This is a genomic window from Pilosibacter rotomagensis, assembly GCF_045062245.2.
GTDB lineage: Bacteria > Bacillota > Clostridia > Lachnospirales > Lachnospiraceae > Pilosibacter.
Window position 1 is genome coordinate 3,705,499 of the sequence record NZ_CM170323.1, and the last position, 18,482, is coordinate 3,723,980.

Genomic DNA, 18,482 nt, shown 5'->3' on the forward strand with positions numbered 1-18,482 from the left:
CTTGCCGTGTTCCTGCGTCAGCTTCGGAGATAGCAGACCCATGCTATGCCGTCTTTCTCGGTCACAAGCCTGTCTCCAATACGGCTTTTAGCTGTCCTCATCGTGCGTGAGGATATGCCCCTGTCATTGACCGCTTTTTCCAGCTCTGCACTCGGCATTTTCTTTCCGTCTGCCAGCAGTTCCAGTATCAACATTTCTGCCTGTGCGGCCTTACTTTCCGTCTTGGCGGTGTCTGTCCCGGTAAGAAGCTCGTCAGCGGTAATGTCATAAGCCCCTATCCACTCAAAGCCTTTCTCGTCTCCCAGAGAAAAGGCAAGGGACTGTCCGGGCGGCGCAAGGGAGCTTTTCTCATGGATAAGTACCCTTGTTGTGGGGCTGTCCTTCAGCTTGCCGATAAAGAGCAGACTGCGGACTGCCGCCGTAATGTCGATAGACCCTAATCCCCGGTAGGTGCTTTGCGTTCCTGCGGCTTTGTTGAGGTGTCCGATCAGCACGATAGCGCACCCGGTAGCCTGTGCAATGTCTCCCAGACTGCGGAATATCGGGCGCACCTCGTTTGCCCGGTTCATGTCCACATCTGCGCCCAGAAACGCCTGTACCGGGTCAATGATAACAAGCCTTGCGTTGTTCTCCCGGATTGCCCTTGCTATGCGCTCATCGGCAAGGGTCAGCGGTGTGTCCCTATCGTCAATGACAAGCACTCTTTCAAGGTCTGCTTCCGCTTCCATCAGCCGGGGCTTAACGGTATCGCCCAGACCGTCCTCGGCGGTTTGATAGATGATATTAAAAGGCTCAAGGGTCTCCATACCGGGCAAGGGCTTTCGGTTGGTGCAAGCCGCCGCAAGACGCATGGCAAAGTATGTCTTGCCCTCGCCGGGGTTGCCCTGTATGATGGTCAGCTTTCCAAATGGGATATACGGAAACCATAGCCAATCCACGCTCGTCAGCTCCACATCTGCCATGCGGAGCATGGGAACAGGCTGGGCGGTGGGCAGCTCTCGCAGCGTGATTGTCTCGGCTATGAATTTGCGGCTCGGAATGTCCCCTTGCTGACGGAGAACATCGTTCCAGTCTTTCCTTGCCGGGACAAGGCGAATGACGGCGATCTCGCCGGGAATGTCCTGTGCCAGCCGGGTGCAGGCTTCACTTCCTGCGGTGTCGCTGTCAAGGCAGAGGAACACTTTTCGGGTGTCCTTGCGTTCAGAAAGGAAACGGTCAAGGGCTTTGCCTGAAACGCCGCCCAGGGCAAGGTAGCTCCTTGTCTGCCAGTCCTGCGGATAAAGGCAGATAAAGGACAAAAGGTCAATCGGTGCTTCAAAGACAAAGAGCTGGTTGCCGTTTCCCTCATAGTGGAACGGATAGGATTTGTCAGACCCGGCAATGTCCTGTCTGAATGGGTCTGCCGTTCCTCGCACATGGGCGTATCTCGGCGTACCGCTTCGGTCTCTGCCGACAAACACAACATTGTGCCGCTTTGCGTCCTCGTAAATATCCCCGGAAAGAAGAAAAGCCTCAACAAGCGTTTTGTTGAGACCTCGGCTTTCTGTGAGATATTGGATTGCTCTGTCGGCTGTCCGGTTGTGCAAGGGCAAGTGGAACGCTGTGGGCGGTGCTGTGGTGGCTTCGGTCTGCCCCTCGCCGCTTTCGCCGGTCAGGAGCTGGACGGCTTCGGGAAAGGATTTTCCGTAAAACTCCATGACAAAATCAATGGGATAGCCGCCCTTGCTCTGGCTGTGGCGAAACCATTTGTTTCCACGAATGGTCAGGCTGTCATGTTCTTTCCAGCGGTATTCTCGTCCGCTTTTGATAAGCGTCTCTCCCTGTGTACGGAGAAAATCTTCCAGACTGACGGCGTTTGCCCGGTCAATCTGTGCTTGGGTATAATTCATCGGGATAGTTCCTCCTTTTTGTGTCGTGTTTGGGGTCGATTTTGGAGCATTTGTTCCTCTGTGCGCTCGTTAAATCGGGCGGCAGTATCTACACATGACTTGACCTTCCAAAGACGGTGTAAATCGTCTCTGACGGTCTTAAACTCGCCATAGGTGGTTTCGTGCGCCTGTTCCAGCTCGTCATACTCTTCGGTCAGCTTTTTCATATCCACCTTGCCGTCTGGGAACTCCCCGGTCAGCTTTCGTCTGGCGGCGTAGAACTGTATCAGTTCCGCTTCATGCTCTGCTTTGTACTTGGCTCTGGGCTTCTCAAACTTGATTTTCTGCAAGCCGTCATAGACAGGCTTCAAGCTCTGGAAAGCAGCGGAGCTGTCATAGAGCCGCTTAATTGCTTTCATTCGGGCGGTCTGTTCGTCCAGCGTTTTCTTCAAGCTCTCTGTGGCAGCACTGTGTTCGCTGACACGGCTTTCCAAATCTTCAAGGGTGTAAATGCCATTCTTCCGAAGATAATTGAAAGTCTCGTTCATCTCCTTTAGATTGCTGACCTTGCCTTTCTGGGAATACGCCCCGGCGTTGCGGCTGGTGTAATAGGCGTTCAGCAGAGAAACAAGGTCGGGTGCCTGCGGCTTGGCAAGCTCTGCTTTTGCTTCGGCAATCCAATCAAACAGGAGCGTGATTTTCTTCTTGATGTCACGGATAACGGCATTGGTGGCTTTGATCCAGCGGTTGAACTCGCCTTTCTCGGTGCGTATGCCTTTCTTCTCCATTGCCCGGACGGTTGCGCCCTCATGGACGGTGGGAAGAAGCTCCACGCCCTGACGCTCATAGCTCCGGTGGTCGATACGAACATCAATACCTTTTTCCACAAACTTGGCATTGCATAGCTCCGCCCATGCTTCACGCCAATGTTCCAGCGTTTCGGGACTGCCCCAGTCGGTAGTGGAAACGGCGTTGAACACAAACTTTCCGTCTGCGTCTCGGATACGGTTGCCGTCCTCGTCCAGCTCATACACCCGGCGTTGCTTTAGTCCCCATTTGCCGTTCTGCTCGATGGGGCGGATAGGGCAAAGCACATGAAAATGTGGATTGGGTATGCCGCCGTCCTCACGGTCTGGCTGGTGTACGGCGAAGTCAACCACCATGCCCCGGCTCACAAAGTTCTCCAACAAAAATTGCCTTGCAAGAGCGATGTTTTCCTCAAGGGAAAATTCATTCTGCAAGGCAATGTCAAAGCTGTATGCAAGCTGGGCGTTCTTTCCACGCTCGGCTTTTTCCACGGCGTTCCATAGGGTCTGGCGGTCTGCGTATTCGGGCGGTGCATGGGACGGCAGGAGAATGTCAGAGCAGATCACGCCGCCCTTTCTGGTGTAGTCGCTGTATTCGCCGTAATACTCGCTATACAATCGCGCCCCGGCTCGGTAGGCGGCAGAAGCGATAGCGGACTGTCCTGCGCTTCGCTTAGTCTGCGTGACGCTCAGATGAAATAGTGCCATCGGCTTTCAACTCCTTTTCTCTGTTCGCTTGGTTGGTGTGAGTAATCGCCATGTGACGGACGGCTCGCTGGACTTCGGACAGAGAAAAGATGTGTTCCATCAGCTCTGTCATTTCGGTGCGTGTGAGATCTTTGACCTCCGGGGCAAGACTCTCAACCGTGCCGCCCAGATTGCAAAGGCGGTGGGTGCGCTTGGTGCGTTCGCCTTTCTCCAGATACTTCTTTCTATTCTCAAGACGCTCCAGCTTGTGCTGTTCCTGTGCAAGCTGCGTCTCGGCTTGCTCCTTTTCGGCTTGGAGCTGGTCGAGGGTTTTCGGTTTTGTCATTGTAATTGACCTCCTTTTTTGATTTTGGGGATAAAAAAAGACCGTCAACTTTTCGCATAGTGCGACCAGTCAACGGTCAGTTTTTCGGTATTCAGTTGTTGTGTTCAGTTCGGTAAATTGAAGTTGGTCAAAGTTGTTGGCGAAGATATTCCACAACATTTCCATTCGTATCATAGAAACAGATGTTTCCTACATTGAGGGGCAGGACAATGGCGAAAGGCTTGCCACTATCAATATCAATCACCTGAATGCCGTTGCCATCATCTACTTCAAGTCGAACAATATTTTGGGTATTCATTGAGATAAATGCCCTTTCGTTATTTCCCTCAACAACAAACTCTGCAATGTAATCATCAACCTCAACTATATCTCCACCACCACGGAAGAAATATCCAAAAGACAAGCCAGGGCGATTTACATAGACAGAAAAAGTGTGGTCTGTCTTGTCCTGTGGGTAAGAAATAAATGCAGCCATTGTGTCGGAAATGCTTCCATCAACAATCCAATCATCCAAAATTTTTTGAGATTGGCGAATGTCTGCTTCTAAACTGTTTGCGGTTTTACCAATGTCATTGTTTGCATAAAGGAAACCGAAAACCAACACACAAGCCAAAATAACACCCAAGAGGATTATGGGTAATTTCTTTTTCATAGAATCACACTCCTTTATCAAATTAAGATTCTTGATTTTCAAACTTGCTGGCGGCGAACGGTTTGTCAAAACCGTTTGCGGACGGCAAGTCCACAGGGGATAGCCGCTTTAGCGGCGCAAGGGGGTGTAGCCACCTTGACGGAACGAAGTGACGCAACATTCTCGGTCATGCAGTTTTCTTCTGCTGACGGAGAATGAAGCTCCGCAGGACGCACTACTCTCGACAGAGAGTATAGAAGTGCGCCCTTTAGTTCCTAAAGGGATTTGCTCCGGCTTAACTTCTCGACAAACTGAAAGTTGTTTTACTTACGTTCCATAAATCCTATGATTGAAAAAATCAATCCTACAATTCCAATTCCAATAAAGAGTAGCTCCATTCCTGATGAGCAAAGAGTAATTACGATAGCAAAGAGTAATATTGCAATACCTAATCCGATTTTTTTCACTGTAAATCCCTCCTTTGAAAATTCCGATTTGTTTCTCAATTTCGTATTCAAATTATACCATAAAACTTGTGAACAATTCTACCGCAACTTTGGACTGTATGAGAAAAGTCCGGACGGTTTTCTGCCCGGACTTTCTCACTCAATCATAAATCAATTCCGCTTTCACAATCTCATCTGCCTGTGCCTTGCAAGCGTTCATCTGCCGCACCCATTCCATTTGGTTTTCGGCTTTCAGCTGTTCGGTCACGCCGTACTGCTTTGCCAGTGACCGCACGATCAGCTCCATGCGGTTTCGTGCCGCTTCGTCAATCTCGGCGCAATGCTCAAAGAGCTTGTCGGATAGCACCAGCTCATTGAACAGTATCGGGCGGCGCATTTCCAAATATGCTTTGCGAAGTCTGCCGTAGTGTCCGAGGGGCTTTGTCTTGCGGATAACGATGTTTGGGATAAGATAATCGCCGTTCTGTGTGTAAGTGATATTCATGCTGTTTGTACTCCTTTCATCGGCTCTCTTTGCGGTAAACTGCTGACAGGGACGAACACGCCCTTTGCAATGTCCTCCGCACGAATGGCGGCTTTCTTGGCTTCGATTTCTGCTTTTTTTCTCCCCTTGATTTTGTCCTCGTATCGCTTCTGCGCTCCGCTGGCTTTCCGCTTCAAGTAGTTCTGATGAAGCCTGTCCTTGCGTTCCTCACGCTTGCGGATTTCTTCTAATTCTTCCGGGGTCAGCTCCACTTCTCCAAACGCCGGGGGAACGAATCGCCCAACAAAATTGAAGTAAATCTCGACCTCCTGTGTGGTCTGTATACTGCCTTTACGGTCACGCTCATGCACAAGGATTTTCTCGATAAACTCATTGAGCATGGCAATGGTCAGCTTGTCGAAGTTCTCATACTTATCAATCAGAGCGATAAAACGGTCAGCGTCCTTTTCGTGCTTTTCATAACTCCTGATAGCCTTTTCCAGAACAGAGATTTCAGCGGTAAGCTCGGACTGTTCCTTTTCGTATTGAGCGTCCAGAGTGGCGTATCTGCTGTCGGACAGCTTGCCTAAAATGTTGTCCTCATAGATTTTGCAGAGCAGGACTTCCAGCTCGGAAACTCTCTGCTTTGCTGTTGCAAGGCGTGTCCGCTGCTTCCTGACCTCTGCCGTCTGCTGGCTGGACTGCGCTTCCTGCACCACACGGAGAAACTCGGCTCTGTCATGCTTCGCATACTCGGCAATGGCTTTCAGCATTTCCGAGACAAGGGACAGTACCACATCTTCATTGATACGGTGCTGTGTCGTGCAGAGCTTTCCAACTGGGACTTTGCTGTATTGGGAACAGGTATATTGAGAAATACGCTTGCCGTTGTTGGTACGGTGGACATACATCTTGCCGCCGCAATCGGCACAATAAAGCAAGCCTGTGAGGGGAGCTGCTTCGCCCCAGCCGTCCGGGTAGCGTCTGACATTCCCACGGATTTTCTGCACAAGGTCAAAGGTCTGCTGGTCAATAATGGCTTCGTGCGTATTCTCAAAAATCGTCCATTCGTCCTCCGGGACATAATGGCTTTTCTTGTCCTTGAAGTGCTTTCGGGTCTTGAAATTGATGGTGTGTCCCAGATATTCACGCTTTTCAAGAAGGTTGCAGATGGTGGAAGAACCCCAGCCGTACACATCTTTGAAAGTCTTATTCTTGTTCACGCCCTCGCCGTGCTGGGCAAGGTAAGCGGACGGAATGAGGATTTTTTCTTCTTTCAGCTTGCTGGCGATCTGATACGGACCGTAGCCCTCAATCGTCATGGCAAAGATACGCTTGACCACCTCTGCGGCTTCGGGGTCAACCAACCATTGGTCTCTGGCTTCGTTCCAGAGATAGCCGTAAATGACTGTGCCTGTGAGGTGCTTGCCGGACTTGCCTTTGGACTGGAAAGTGGAACGGATTTTACGGCTGGTGTCTCTGGCGTAATACTCGTTCATAATGTTGCGGAAAGGGGTAAAATCATCGTCACCTCTGGCGCTGTCCACGCCGTCATTGATGGCGATAAGGCGAACGCCACGCTGACGCAGGATTTCCATAATCTGACCGACTTTCAGATAGTCACGACCCATGCGGCTCATGTCCTTGATACACAGGTACTCCACATTCCCGGCTTCAACCTCTTTCATCATTGCCAAAAATCCGGGACGGTCAAAGCAAGTACCACTAATGCCATCGTCCGTGAAATGGACAATGTTCGTAAAGCCCTGCCGTGCGGCGAACTCCTCCAACATAGCCTTTTGATTGGAAATGGAATTGCTCTCACGCTGTTGGTCATCATCTTTGCCAAAGTCATCACGGCTCAGTCGTTCGTACAGAGCTGTGATTTTCTCGTTTTTTCTCATAACTTGCGCTCCTTTCTTCGGTTTTAGGTTGTGTGTTCTAAGAGACTTCCAAACCGCTTGATTAAGAAGTCTTTTAGAGCATACAACACCGGCAGCCAGCTTGTATTTTTTATACTGACGGACTGCAAAGTGATTCGGCTTTTTCTTTTCCAGGGCTTCAAACATCAGATCCACCGGGTTCTGGAACTCCTCATCATCTTCCCGCACCTCCATTGCGTTCAGGAACTCAATCAGGGTGGAGAAATTCTGTTCCTCAACCGGAGCTTCATAGTGGATATATCCGATCAAGGCACAGTAGAGCAGCGTTTCCGCCTTCGTCCAGAACTCATCACCGGCTTTTCCATCACCCTTTGTGTTGGCAATCAGCGTTGTCACCAGTTTCAGAATGTCTTTTTCTGAATGGATATAGGCAAATGGGTTATAGTGCATCGACTTCTGAAAGTTGATGGTGTTGAAAATCTTGATGGTGTAGCCATGCTTCAAAAGGGCGTTGCCGCACTCAATCACGATGCTGCCTTTCGGGTCAGTGACCACATAGGAACTGTGCATCTGGAGAAGGTTTGGCTTCAACCAAAAGCGAGTTTTACCGGAACCCGAACCGCCGATAATCAGAACATTCTTATTTCGGGCATTGGCAGGATTCTTCGGGCGATTGCTCATCATCAGCCGCTCCGTTTTCGTCAGGATCACATTGTCCTCGAACTTTGGTGCAATAAACGGCTCAATATCTTTTGCCGTTCCCCAACGAGCAGAACCGTACTCAACATTGTGTCGGTACTTCTTTGCGTTTTTGCCTTTTAGATAGACAGCCAGCCGAAGTCCTGCGCCGCAGAGAATACCAATCAGCAAATCCAACGGGTGAAAGCTGGGAAACGGATTGTTCAGGGCTATCGGAAGGGCATGAAAAAAGCTGAGGATTTTCGCAGATGAATCTGCCCCCTCAGCCAATCTCCATGCTTCTCCTAAATTCGTAGCGAACAACCCTACCAGAAAATACGGTAAATTCAGAATCAGGAGCTTTTTCATTTTTCTCTTATCCATCACAGATCACGCTCCTGTTTCTTCTCTCGAACCTTCTTCGGAATCGCTGCGACAATTTCCTTGAACTTCTTCAGCTGCGCCAGAACGCTCGGCTTTTCATTCTTGGTTAATGCCCTTGCCTGATGTTCCTTGCAGATTGCATCCAAAGCATCTGCATCTTTAGAACGGACAAAAACAAGAAACCGGGGAGGATCAACGGACTTATCTTTTCTTACGGCAAAGTCCACGCCATACTTCTTGGCGAGCTTTTCAAAATCACGGATACTCTCTTTGTCGATCTCAACATTCGTAGCACCCTGATTCTGTCCCAAAAGCTGTTTCACGGATTGCTTTCCATGAACGGCAGGGTCTCGTGCCTTTTTCATCTTCACTTTTTCCCGGTGCTGCAAATACTTGCGGATACCGGCAATGATAGTGCGCCCCGTCAGCTTGGTTGTGCTGATCGCCAGGTTTACTGTTCTGTTTTCAACTTCTTCCTGCATGATTCATCACCTCCTGCAAGCAGTAGAGTGAACAGATTATCGTGCCATATCTCTGTGGTCGTAATACAGATTGCCCTTGGCAACTGCGGCATGGCTGATAATCTTGATATTGCCAGCTTTCTGGTTATCCAGAGCCTTCTGATAACCCACATCGCTCAAATACAGGCGATTTCTTTCGCCTTTCCAACCGACAGGCGATTCATCGGTCAGCACATCGAAAATAATCATGTGCTTGGTGGCGTCATCAAATCGTGCCAAGTCCATATAGGTATGTCCCTGGTACTCCTTGGCACCATCCTGAATCCGCTTTCGCTCCATCAGCTCTCCAATCGTCGAATTTCTTTGCATAAGAACCTCCTTACAGAACATCTCGGTCAGGGTTACTTTTGTGGGGAACCGAATCAGCTTTGACAGGTGCATCTTCTTTCTTCACCATGTCATCCGGCAGGGGAAGCGCCATAATGCTGCGCCCCATGCGTACAAAAGTCTCAGGCTGATGAAAGTGTTCCTCAAACTGCTTCATCAGTTCCGGGGACAGAGAACAAAAATCATCCTCGCCCAATCCCACAACCAGAAAATCACCGGCGATAATGTCATAAATATCGCCGTCATCATCACGCAGCGCACGGTTCAGTTCTTTGCCTACGAGTTTACCTTCGTCGTGCATCACCAGTGCAACCGGCTCATTGAACGGATAAGTTGCCTCAATATCGCCACCTACGGCTTTCTGCAAATCCTCCAGCTCACAGCCGATCTGCACAGCCTGCGGATACATGAACGGCTTTACCAGCAACACATTCATGGTATCTGCCTGTTCTTTCTGAACCTCCCGTTCCTCGGTCGTGCCGAACGCAACACCGGTAAAGTTTTCGGAGTCCAGAATGTACTCCGAATTGTAATAAGCGGCTCTAACCTGTTCCTCTGCCGCATCGTGAGATTCTGCTTGCACCGTAACCGTTTTCTCCAAGGTTTCGGTGATCTTCACATCGTATTCTTTCAAGTTTCGATACCTCCGTTTCTTTGGAAATAAGAAAAGCGACCATCCATGAACCTGTTACAGTTCATAAATAGTCGCATCCACATCGGCTAAAAGCTCGAACAAGCAAATATCGTCCAGTTCGCAAATCAGGGAACCCATGTCGAAGAAAATATCGTCCTCGCATTCCACCGTAGTAACCACGCTGCGGTGTTCGTTAAGACAAATGGCTTCTTCCTTGTCCATCGTGATCGTAGACATACAGGACACCACATAGAATGTCATATCTTCTGCTAACCACAGCTCCTTGCTCTGAATCGTGCGAACTTTTTCATCGCCGCTCATATCTTCTACATAGGACAGAAGCCGCACGGCTCTGCTGTTCAGAAGTACCTTTCCCTGATAGTCGATACCCTCACCAGCAGAGGACAATACTCGATACTCGCTAATCATCTCGGCATTTTTCTGAAACGACTTTGCCAGAAGCGCAGGAGAAATATCATCGAACTCCTCACTGTAGTTTACGAGCATATCTACCATATAATCAGGATCGCAAAGGTCGTAGAGTTCTTCCAAAGCGCCCTGAATGTTTTTGGGTGTAAACATTTTTTACCTTACCTTTCCATTGATTTTTCTCTTTTTTTCTGCCATTGCTCCAAAAGCTGAATGATTTTATCCTCCATCTGCTTGTTGGTATAGGACTTCGGGAAGTATTTTCGCAACGAATCCGTTTTGAAGGTTACTCTGTCCAGCTCTCCCTTCTTGATTTCATTCATAATCTCGCACATCGCATCCAGCGTACACTCGCCCTCCTGTGCGAGCTTTTTAATTCGCTGTGCTTGCGAAAGGGAAGGAGCTGCTTGAGCATAATCCATTGCAGAAAGAAAATCCTTCTGTTCTTCACTTGCCAGATAGGAAAGCTCCACCGCAGGATTGAATTTGATCTGACCCGTATCTACCATATCCAGCAGTTCCGGAATCAGTTCGGTCAGACGGATATAACGGTGTACCTGATTTCTGCTTTCTCCTGCCTCCTGACCGACTATATCCATTGCCTGCAACTTCATCCCAACTTGGGATGAAGTTAAATCGGTGCGTTGACCTTGATGTTTAATCGCATCCAGCTTCATCTTATAAGCAAATGCTCTTTCACTCGGCAGGATACTCTCCCTCTGCAAATTCGCATCAACCATCAAAATAATGGCTGCATCATCGTCCAGGTCACGAACAATCGCAGGCATGGTTTCCTTACCCGCAAGCTCCGATGCCCGGTGCCGCCTGTGACCAGAAACGATTTCATAACCACCGTCGGGGTCAGGACGGACAATCGCAGGAGTGAGAACTCCGAAATCTCGGACGCTCTCTGCCGTTTTCATCATTTCTTCATCATCAACCACACGGAAGGGGTGTCCCTCAAAGGGGTGTAGCTCAGAAAGCGGAATTTCCTGCACACGCTCCTGCTGGGCTTCAGCTCTGGATTGATCGGTGGAGAAAATATCATCGTACCCCTTCAAGCTGATGTTTGCGCCTTTTTTCTGCATTGTTTAACACCTCCTTCGTCAGAATTTTATAGGCTTCGGCAACTTTGCCTTTGGGATCATGCTTGAAGATACTGGTTCCCTCTGCGCTGATTTCCTCTGCACGGACAGAGCGGGGAATGTCGGTCTTGTAAACCTTCAGCTTTCCGCCGTAGCTCTCCCGAATCAGATTGCTGATGTCTTTGGAGTAGTTGGTGCGGCTGTCCACCATCGTCAGAAGAATCCCTTCAATCCTCAGTTTCGGGTTGATTTGCCTCTTGACCTTGTTGATGGTTCCAAGCAGCTGTTCCAGACCCTTTGCAGGAAGGTATGCTGCCTGAACCGGTATCAGCACATTGTCGGCAGCTGCCAACGCATTGACGGTCAGCATACCCAAAGACGGCATACAGTCAAGAAGAATGTAATCATAATTCTGTTTGACTGTATCCAGGTATTGCCGGAGAATGGTTTCCCGGCTCATGGCATTGACCAGTGCTACCTCCATACCTGAGAGTTCGATGTTGGACGGCACCAAATCAACGCCCTCCGGATGATGAAGAATCCCTTCATCGGGAGTAATAGGGTTTTCCATCATAATCTTTCCCATCAGATCGGAAAGTGTCGGAGACAGATCATCCGGGCAGGGATTGCCCAAACTGACCGTCAGGGAAGCCTGGGGATCGGTGTCTACCAGAAGCACCTTTTTTCCTTCAAGAGCCAAGCCAACGCCCAGATTCTCGGTGGTGGTGGTCTTTCCAGTGCCTCCTTTCTGATTGACCACCGCAATGATGGTTGCTTTTTTCGACATTTATCGTCACTCTCCTTCCTCTCGCTTCATTTTCAATTTCTTAAATCCTCCTTCCAAATATCCGTGTGACATATCGTGCCGAACAAGAGCATCGTAGTAGGTGTCTATTGTCGTCGGCGCATTGTATATCGTAGTCAGCATATACTGACGGATATTTCTAATCTTTGTGGTGTTCTCCTTGAAGCAGTCCATAACATATCGAATGTGTTCGGCATTCAGTTTCATAAACCGACTGCGGACAATTTCTGCCGGACGCTCCTCTGCACCAATGCGAATCAACGGTCGCTTCGTGCAAACTGTTTCAACGATCAACTCCAGAATGTTATCCAGCATTTCGGAATCGTAAGGGTAATCCTTCTTCAACAAATCCATACTAAGCTGATCCGAGAAATAATCAAAGTATTCTTGATACCGGTCATTCTCGTCCATCATTCCACCATTTCCGGAAGGAAAGATAGAATCAGTATCACTAAATTCAGTATTTTTAATATCAGTATTATTACATTGTGATTTCGGAAGTTCTTGAGTTGTGATTTCCATTGTTCCAGAATTGTGATTTTCACAATTCAAGAGTTGTGAATCCACAGCAGAGATAAAGTTCTTCACATAGATCAGGTTGGGCTTTCCCAAACCCTGGCGCTTACGTTCAATCAATCCTGCTTTCTTCTCAAGTTCACTGAGCAGCTTGATAGCCTTTTGTTCAGCACAGTTCAGAGCCATCTTCGCTTCGTCGATTGTAAAAATGATATACACTCTACCGTTTTTATCTATCCAACCATTCTTGGCAGACAGGCTCATGCGGTCAAGCAAAATGCCATACAGCATCTTGGCATCGGCAGAAATATTCCAGAACCTCTCGTTCGTGAACAACACCTTCGGAACTCGATAGAATGTGAATAGATCGGATTGCTGACCGTAAAAATAATCAAAACTCACACGGCTTCACCACCTTCTTTCTGCGGAAAACTTTCTGTTGTCAGCGGAATGCTGCGGAAAGTCGTATCCGTCTTTTCGTAAGGACATCGGGCAAAATAGTAGAAGCGGTATTCCTGTTCATACACATCCATATCAACGAAGCCCCACTTCACGCATAACCTTCTTCGTACACCAACCAATGCACGGGTGATCTCGCCCATAGGGACAGCCATCACATTCCGACTTGGGTTTCGGCGGCAAAGAGATTAAGTAGTAGCAATTATTTCTACCCAGACGGCAGCCCTTTCTGCCATTCGTCCAGAAGTAGCAGTAATGACAGTCGCTCGGCTTGTCTGCGGTATAAACAGGCTTGCTCAAATAAAACACCTCCAATCTCTTGTATTTGCCCATGGGTTTGGGCATAAAAAAAGAGCGCCTATCCATCCCCAATGCGGGGCAAATAGACGCTCTATGTACATAACGATATTTAATTTTATCTGCTATAACTGCATGGTATTCAAAACATCCGCCTTTTTTGATTAGCTGGATTTTTGGCACGATTTTGGGGCTGATTAGCAGGAAGGGCATTTTCATTAGCAAGAACAGCCCGTTTTCTGCTAAAAATTAGCTGGCGATTTTGTCTTATAACAACCGTTCGATTCTGGAGGGGTTGTCAAAAATCAAATTTTGGAGTAGAATTTTATCTCATACAGTGAAAGAGCTTTTTCGTAGCTTTTTATATAAGAAAAGCCGAAAACCCTTGAAAACAAAGGCTTTCGGCGTTGTTCACTGGCGTCCATAAGAGGATTTGAACCTCCGACCCCACGCTTAGGAGGCGTGTGCTCTATCCAGCTGAGCTATATGGACGTGTCTGATATATGATTATAGCCCGATCAAAGTCGAACTGCAATCCCTTATTTAGTTTTTTTTGAGGTGGCCGTTGTAACGCAACCTTAGGAGGCTATTGTTATATCCATTTAACTAAGGGAACGAATGCCGTATTTACGGGCTTTTTGGGCCCTATGGCTACGGTAACCATGTTTATAAACTCAATCACTCTCGTGATGAAGCTCCAGTGTTTCTCATTTTGACATTTCGATCGCTTCCTACTGAAATCGAACTCTGACTTATGTCCAGCTTTCAATCTCTTTACTTAATCATGGTTAAGGCTTAGGAGGCGTGTGCTCTATCCAGCTGAGCTATATGGACGTGTCTGATATATGATTATAGCCCGACCAAGGTCGAACTGCAATCCCTTATTTAGTTTTTTTGAGGTGACCGTTGTAACGCAACCTTAGGAGACGAACGCTCTATACTACTGAGCTACAGAGACATGCCGTCTAAAAAACTACGATATATATCTTACCAAACAGAAGCCGGAAAGTCAAGGAATCGCAACTTTTAGAGAAGTATTTCTTCAGGTTTTATTTCATTGTTTCAATCCACAGTCGGTAATTTAACGGAGACTGACTGTGATTTGCTTCGTGTCAGTGGGGGATACCGATTTCTCTCCGCCCACCACTGCCATTAAGTTTTCCATTGGCAATTCATCTTACCACCTATAGAGGTGGGAGAATTCTTGCTGTTGTTAGTTAAAATAAGGTCATACAAAGCTCTTTCTGCTGCCTAGAAAACTTTCCTATTTTTGACTCTGTTTCGCACGATACGGTTCCAGCTTTAAGGTTCCCTGCATCCAGATCTGCCCTTTGAACCGGCGTCCGGGCTGGGGTTCTCCTAAGAGATCTTTACTGTTGATACAGATCACAAACTCCAGGTCATGGCTCTCGATCTTCATGCGATAAATTTCTTCTTTTGTATAAATATTTCGTATTTTCTCGACTTCTTTAATTTCTCCAATAATAGAATACTGATCACACTCCACGCCACACGGCATAAAGCAGGAGTCGATAATGGAGTAGAGATCCTCTTTCATCGCTCTTCTGGAGATCTGTGAGTAGAGATCAATATCCTCGATCGTCAGCGTCTCCATCGCTTCCTCGTCCCCGTTCTTTGCGGCCTCGATCAGACTGCTGCGGTCTTTTGCTGCAACCTTCGCCTTCTGGATCTGTTTCTGACTTTTTTTGATCGGAAGAAGGATCTTTCCTCCGATGGACATACCGGAAAAGCAGACGGATCCGATCTTTGAGTGATGCTCTTTATCCAGCATTTTTTCCCGGAATTCCAGGAAATTTTGGATATAAAAGATCAGTGTAATGCCGACTTTATTCTCGTCCACCATTCCGGAGTATGTCTCTTTCTCCGTATGCCGCTGGACTGAACACTCTTCCGTTGATCCGACAATGTTGCTCTCCAGATACGGGAAGTAAAATTCCCGCTCGAAGTCTCCATCATCATTCAGTTCCCCGACGATCGAGATGCCAAGTCCCGGGGCCACTTCCGTCCGCATTTCGCAGACATTGCTGTCCTCATCGACCTGGACACACTTCGTCATCGACGGCTGCCGTTCCAGCAGATCCAGAAGCTTTTCAATATCTTTTTTCTTTGTATACATGCTGAAACCAGCTGCACGTAAAAATTTATGCATATGGATCAATAATCTCCTTTATCCTCGCCATCGGGATCGTCCGGCAGTGCATCGTAATCCTCGATGGTATCTGTCTGGATCTCGACCTCTTCCACATCGTATGCGTCCGCATACCGTTTTACACGTTCTTCTTCATCTTCACGGCGCTCTGCCTGACGTCTTCTCAGCTCTTTCATGCGCTCGCTCTTCTTCCGCTCGCTGCTCGGAACCTCGATATCCTGCTCACCGGAACCACCTTTTCTCTCTTTCTTCTTTCCGGCTGCAACCTTCTCTTTCTGGGCGATCCGTTCATCCATCGTCGGACGTTTTACATATCCCAGGGCCTGCTCCAGCGCCTCCTGTTCCTCTCCGCCGAGGAGAACTTCCGTCGCTCCTTCCTCTACCTCTTTTAAGTAGATATAGCAGCCTTCACGGCTGTGAACGACGTCCAGTACGAAACCGCTGTTGTTGTTATCCAGCATTGCGATGACAAAGCTCAGATTTCCGCCCATACCCTTAAACGCGTTGTACTTGACGTATCCGAATTTCTGGAATGAGGACTTGATCTGCTTTGAAAGCTGCTTCATCGCATCCCGGCTCACCCGGTCTTTTTCCTGAAGTTCTTCCATCTCGTCCATGATGTCCATGATCGTATCTTCCAGTGTCTCCGCGTCTTTTCCGCGCATGAACATGTCATATCTGCGGTACAATTTATTGAGCTTCACAATACAGATGATCACCACGATCAGCAACGCCACTGACAGGATTGAAAATCCTACGATCAGCGCCATTGGATCAATGGGAAGATTGTATAACATACTGTTTTCCATATTCTGTTTTCTGTCCTTCCGTTTATGTCTGTGCTTTTATGATTTTAAAGATTCCATGAGTTCGATCAGTCTCTCTAGCTCTTCCTGGGAGTAATACTCGATCTCGATTCTTCCCTTATTTTTATCCTTCTGATTGATGACAACCTTGGTTCCCATGATGGATTTTAATTTGTCCTCAACCTGACGGTAGATCAGATCAATATCCGGTCCTTTTTCCGGTTTCTTTTCCTTCGGCGGGCGGTTCATCATCTTGACAAGTTTTTCCACGTCACGGACGCTTAATTTCTCTTCAACGATCTTCACTGCAACCTGGTACTGACGTTCTCTGTCCTCAAGTCCTAAAAGTGCTCTCGCATGTCCGCTGGAAATTTTTCCTTCCGCCAGCATATCCTGCACTCTGGAATCAAGTTTCAACAGACGCATGCTGTTTGTGATCGTCGCACGGTTCTTGGAAACGCGGTTCGCGATCTCCTCCTGAGTCAGATGAAACTCCTGGATCAGCTGTTGGAAAGCCTGTGCTTCCTCGATCGGGTTTAAATCCGCACGCTGGACATTCTCGATCAGGGCGATCTCCATCGTCTGCTGTTTGTCATACTCGCGGATCAGTACCGGAACATCCGTGATCCCTGCAAGCTTTGCCGCGCGCCAGCGGCGCTCACCGGCGATGATCTCGTAGTGACTACCCTTTTTCTGGACAATCAGCGGCTGTAGAATTCCATACTGTTTGATGGAATCAGCCAGTTCCTGAAGACTTTCTTCGTCAAAATTCTTTCGCGGCTGCTCGCTGTTCGGCTCGATCAGATTGAGTTTTAAGGTCTGCTCGACAGGTTTTTCTACGATCTTCTCAACCGGCTTTTCAACCACTTTCTCAACGATTTTTTCAACTGGCTTCTCGACGATCTTTTCTACGATCTTCTCAACTGGTTTCTCGACGATCTTCTCAACGATCTTTTCTACCGGTTTTTCTACGATCTTTTCGATGATGATTGGTTCATTTGCCTTCTGTCCGTTTGCGGACGGCGCATTTCCGGAAACACCATTTTTATTCTTCCCCTGGTTTTCCTGGTCCTTCACCACGCTACTCTTTCCCGCATCTCCGTTTCCGGCTATCCCTCTTTTTTCTGTATTCTTAGCTGTATTTTCCGGCTTTTTCTCAGCCGTTTTTCCCATTAACTGTTCTTTTCTTTCACTTCTGCTTACTTTTTCTCCAGAAGTTTCTTTCGTATTTGCAACCTCTTCTCCAAAAAAAGCGCCAAGTCCCTTTCCTAATCCACGCTTTGCCATTATATCTCTTCTCCTCTGCTGATGACTTCCGCTGCTAAAAGTCTGTAGCTCTCCGCGCCTGATGACCGGCTGTCATAGAGATTGATCGGCATACCATAGCTCGGTGCCTCCGCCAGTCTGACGTTTCTCGGAATGATCGTCTTGTAGATATTTTCATTCAGATGTTCTTTTACATTCTCTACGACTTCCAGAGACAGATTTGTTCTCGAGTCATACATCGTAAATACAACGCCCTCTACTTCCAGCGCCGGATTTAGTTTTTTCTGAACAAGATTTACTGTTTTCAACACCTGGCTTAATCCTTCCAGTGCATAATATTCACATTGGATCGGGACAAGTACCGTATTGGCTGCTGTCAACGCATTGATCGTCAGAAGGTTCAGAGACGGCGGGCAGTCGATAATGATAAAATCATACTTACCATTTAATAGCTCCAGATTTTTCTTCAGGATGCATTCCTTTTCCTCCATATCAAGGAGTTCGATCTCCGCTCCTGCAAGATCCACATCCGATGGCATTACATCAAGACGTTCCTGAACGCTCGGATTGATGCACTCTTCCACCGTGCATTCTCCCATCAGGAGTTCATATACAGTATTGTCAATATTTCCTTTTTCCAATCCAAGTCCGCTTGTTGTATTTCCCTGCGGATCAAAGTCCACAGTCAGCACTCTCTGTCCTGCTTCAGCCAGGCAGGCCGACAAATTGATCGCGGTTGTCGTTTTTCCGACACCACCCTTTTGATTTGTGATTGCAATAATACGTCCCATACCTCTATCCTTTCCGCAGGTCAGCTCTGCCTATTTTTATCGTTACTATTTATATTCAAAACTTTAGCGAAACTTAGTATAACACAATTTTCCCTATTTTCCTATTGATTTACCCTATAAAATTAAAAATGTTTCACGTGAAACATTTTTGCAATTCCTACAA

The 18,482-nt window shown here is 47.8% G+C and carries 19 protein-coding genes, 1 tRNA gene and 1 pseudogene; all 21 read right to left on the reverse strand.

Going from position 1 to position 18,482, the window contains the following annotated elements; translation table 11 throughout:
• Positions 1–17 precede the first annotated feature (17 nt).
• On the reverse strand, positions 18–1,889 hold the full coding sequence (locus ACI3EW_RS16895) for an AAA family ATPase (RefSeq protein WP_485663242.1): 1,872 nt from the start codon (positions 1,887–1,889) through the stop codon (positions 18–20).
• On the reverse strand, positions 1,886–3,382 hold the full coding sequence (gene mobQ, locus ACI3EW_RS16900; protein ID WP_485663243.1) for a MobQ family relaxase: 1,497 nt from the start codon (positions 3,380–3,382) through the stop codon (positions 1,886–1,888). The genes ACI3EW_RS16895 and mobQ overlap by 4 nt, the downstream gene beginning before the upstream one ends.
• Positions 3,348–3,707 (reverse strand): DUF3847 domain-containing protein, encoded by a 360-nt coding sequence (locus ACI3EW_RS16905; RefSeq protein ID WP_015516226.1) that lies wholly within the window; start codon positions 3,705–3,707, stop codon positions 3,348–3,350. Before ACI3EW_RS16905 ends, mobQ begins: the two co-directional genes overlap by 35 nt.
• A gap of 127 nt (positions 3,708–3,834) precedes the next feature.
• Positions 3,835–4,359, reverse strand: coding sequence for a hypothetical protein (locus tag ACI3EW_RS16910; protein WP_015516227.1), 525 nt, complete (start codon positions 4,357–4,359; stop codon positions 3,835–3,837).
• Between the two features lie 302 nt (positions 4,360–4,661).
• Positions 4,662–4,805, reverse strand: a complete 144-nt coding sequence (locus tag ACI3EW_RS16915) for a hypothetical protein (RefSeq protein WP_485663244.1) — start codon at positions 4,803–4,805, stop codon at positions 4,662–4,664.
• A gap of 139 nt (positions 4,806–4,944) precedes the next feature.
• Positions 4,945–5,289: a TnpV protein gene (locus ACI3EW_RS16920; RefSeq protein ID WP_117718978.1), complete on the reverse strand. Its 345-nt coding sequence runs from the start codon at positions 5,287–5,289 to the stop codon at positions 4,945–4,947.
• Positions 5,286–7,172, reverse strand: coding sequence for a DUF4368 domain-containing protein (locus ACI3EW_RS16925; RefSeq protein WP_405581857.1), 1,887 nt, complete (start codon positions 7,170–7,172; stop codon positions 5,286–5,288). Before ACI3EW_RS16925 ends, ACI3EW_RS16920 begins: the two co-directional genes overlap by 4 nt.
• A gap of 60 nt (positions 7,173–7,232) precedes the next feature.
• Positions 7,233–8,213: pseudogene (locus ACI3EW_RS16930) on the reverse strand (type IV secretory system conjugative DNA transfer family protein); the annotation flags it as partial.
• Complete coding sequence (locus ACI3EW_RS16935; RefSeq protein ID WP_002304320.1) at positions 8,213–8,695, reverse strand: PcfB family protein; 483 nt, start codon at positions 8,693–8,695, stop codon at positions 8,213–8,215. The gene ACI3EW_RS16935 and the pseudogene ACI3EW_RS16930, both read right to left, overlap by 1 nt.
• A gap of 36 nt (positions 8,696–8,731) precedes the next feature.
• Positions 8,732–9,043, reverse strand: coding sequence for a DUF5720 family protein (locus ACI3EW_RS16940; protein ID WP_002304317.1), 312 nt, complete (start codon positions 9,041–9,043; stop codon positions 8,732–8,734).
• A gap of 10 nt (positions 9,044–9,053) precedes the next feature.
• Complete coding sequence (locus ACI3EW_RS16945) at positions 9,054–9,695, reverse strand: DUF3846 domain-containing protein (RefSeq protein WP_002588969.1); 642 nt, start codon at positions 9,693–9,695, stop codon at positions 9,054–9,056.
• 54 nt (positions 9,696–9,749) lie between these two features.
• The gene (locus ACI3EW_RS16950; RefSeq protein WP_002304315.1) at positions 9,750–10,277 is read right to left on the reverse strand and encodes a hypothetical protein; all 528 of its coding nucleotides are present in this window, start codon (positions 10,275–10,277) and stop codon (positions 9,750–9,752) included.
• Positions 10,278–10,285: 8 nt separating this feature from the next.
• Positions 10,286–11,212 (reverse strand): ParB/RepB/Spo0J family partition protein, encoded by a 927-nt coding sequence (locus tag ACI3EW_RS16955; RefSeq protein WP_002304314.1) that lies wholly within the window; start codon positions 11,210–11,212, stop codon positions 10,286–10,288.
• A complete protein-coding gene (locus ACI3EW_RS16960; protein ID WP_002304313.1) occupies positions 11,169–11,996 on the reverse strand; it encodes a ParA family protein in 828 nt (275 codons plus the stop codon). Before ACI3EW_RS16960 ends, ACI3EW_RS16955 begins: the two co-directional genes overlap by 44 nt.
• 6 nt (positions 11,997–12,002) lie before the next feature.
• Positions 12,003–12,932, reverse strand: coding sequence for a DUF6017 domain-containing protein (locus ACI3EW_RS16965; protein WP_002304312.1), 930 nt, complete (start codon positions 12,930–12,932; stop codon positions 12,003–12,005).
• Positions 12,929–13,132 (reverse strand): hypothetical protein, encoded by a 204-nt coding sequence (locus ACI3EW_RS16970; protein ID WP_223385014.1) that lies wholly within the window; start codon positions 13,130–13,132, stop codon positions 12,929–12,931. Before ACI3EW_RS16970 ends, ACI3EW_RS16965 begins: the two co-directional genes overlap by 4 nt.
• A 569-nt stretch (positions 13,133–13,701) precedes the next feature.
• Positions 13,702–13,778 (reverse strand) — tRNA-Arg (locus ACI3EW_RS16975).
• A 772-nt stretch (positions 13,779–14,550) separates the two neighbouring features.
• Entirely contained in the window at positions 14,551–15,456 is a 906-nt protein-coding gene (locus tag ACI3EW_RS16980) for a DUF3881 family protein (RefSeq protein WP_118533355.1), read from the reverse strand.
• A 5-nt stretch (positions 15,457–15,461) separates the two neighbouring features.
• Complete coding sequence (locus ACI3EW_RS16985) at positions 15,462–16,253, reverse strand: DUF4446 family protein (protein WP_405581847.1); 792 nt, start codon at positions 16,251–16,253, stop codon at positions 15,462–15,464.
• A 48-nt stretch (positions 16,254–16,301) separates the two neighbouring features.
• Positions 16,302–17,549, reverse strand: coding sequence for a ParB/RepB/Spo0J family partition protein (locus tag ACI3EW_RS16990; RefSeq protein WP_405581844.1), 1,248 nt, complete (start codon positions 17,547–17,549; stop codon positions 16,302–16,304).
• Positions 17,549–18,319: a ParA family protein gene (locus tag ACI3EW_RS16995; protein WP_118322272.1), complete on the reverse strand. Its 771-nt coding sequence runs from the start codon at positions 18,317–18,319 to the stop codon at positions 17,549–17,551. The genes ACI3EW_RS16990 and ACI3EW_RS16995 overlap by 1 nt, the downstream gene beginning before the upstream one ends.
• Positions 18,320–18,482: the final 163 nt, after the last annotated feature.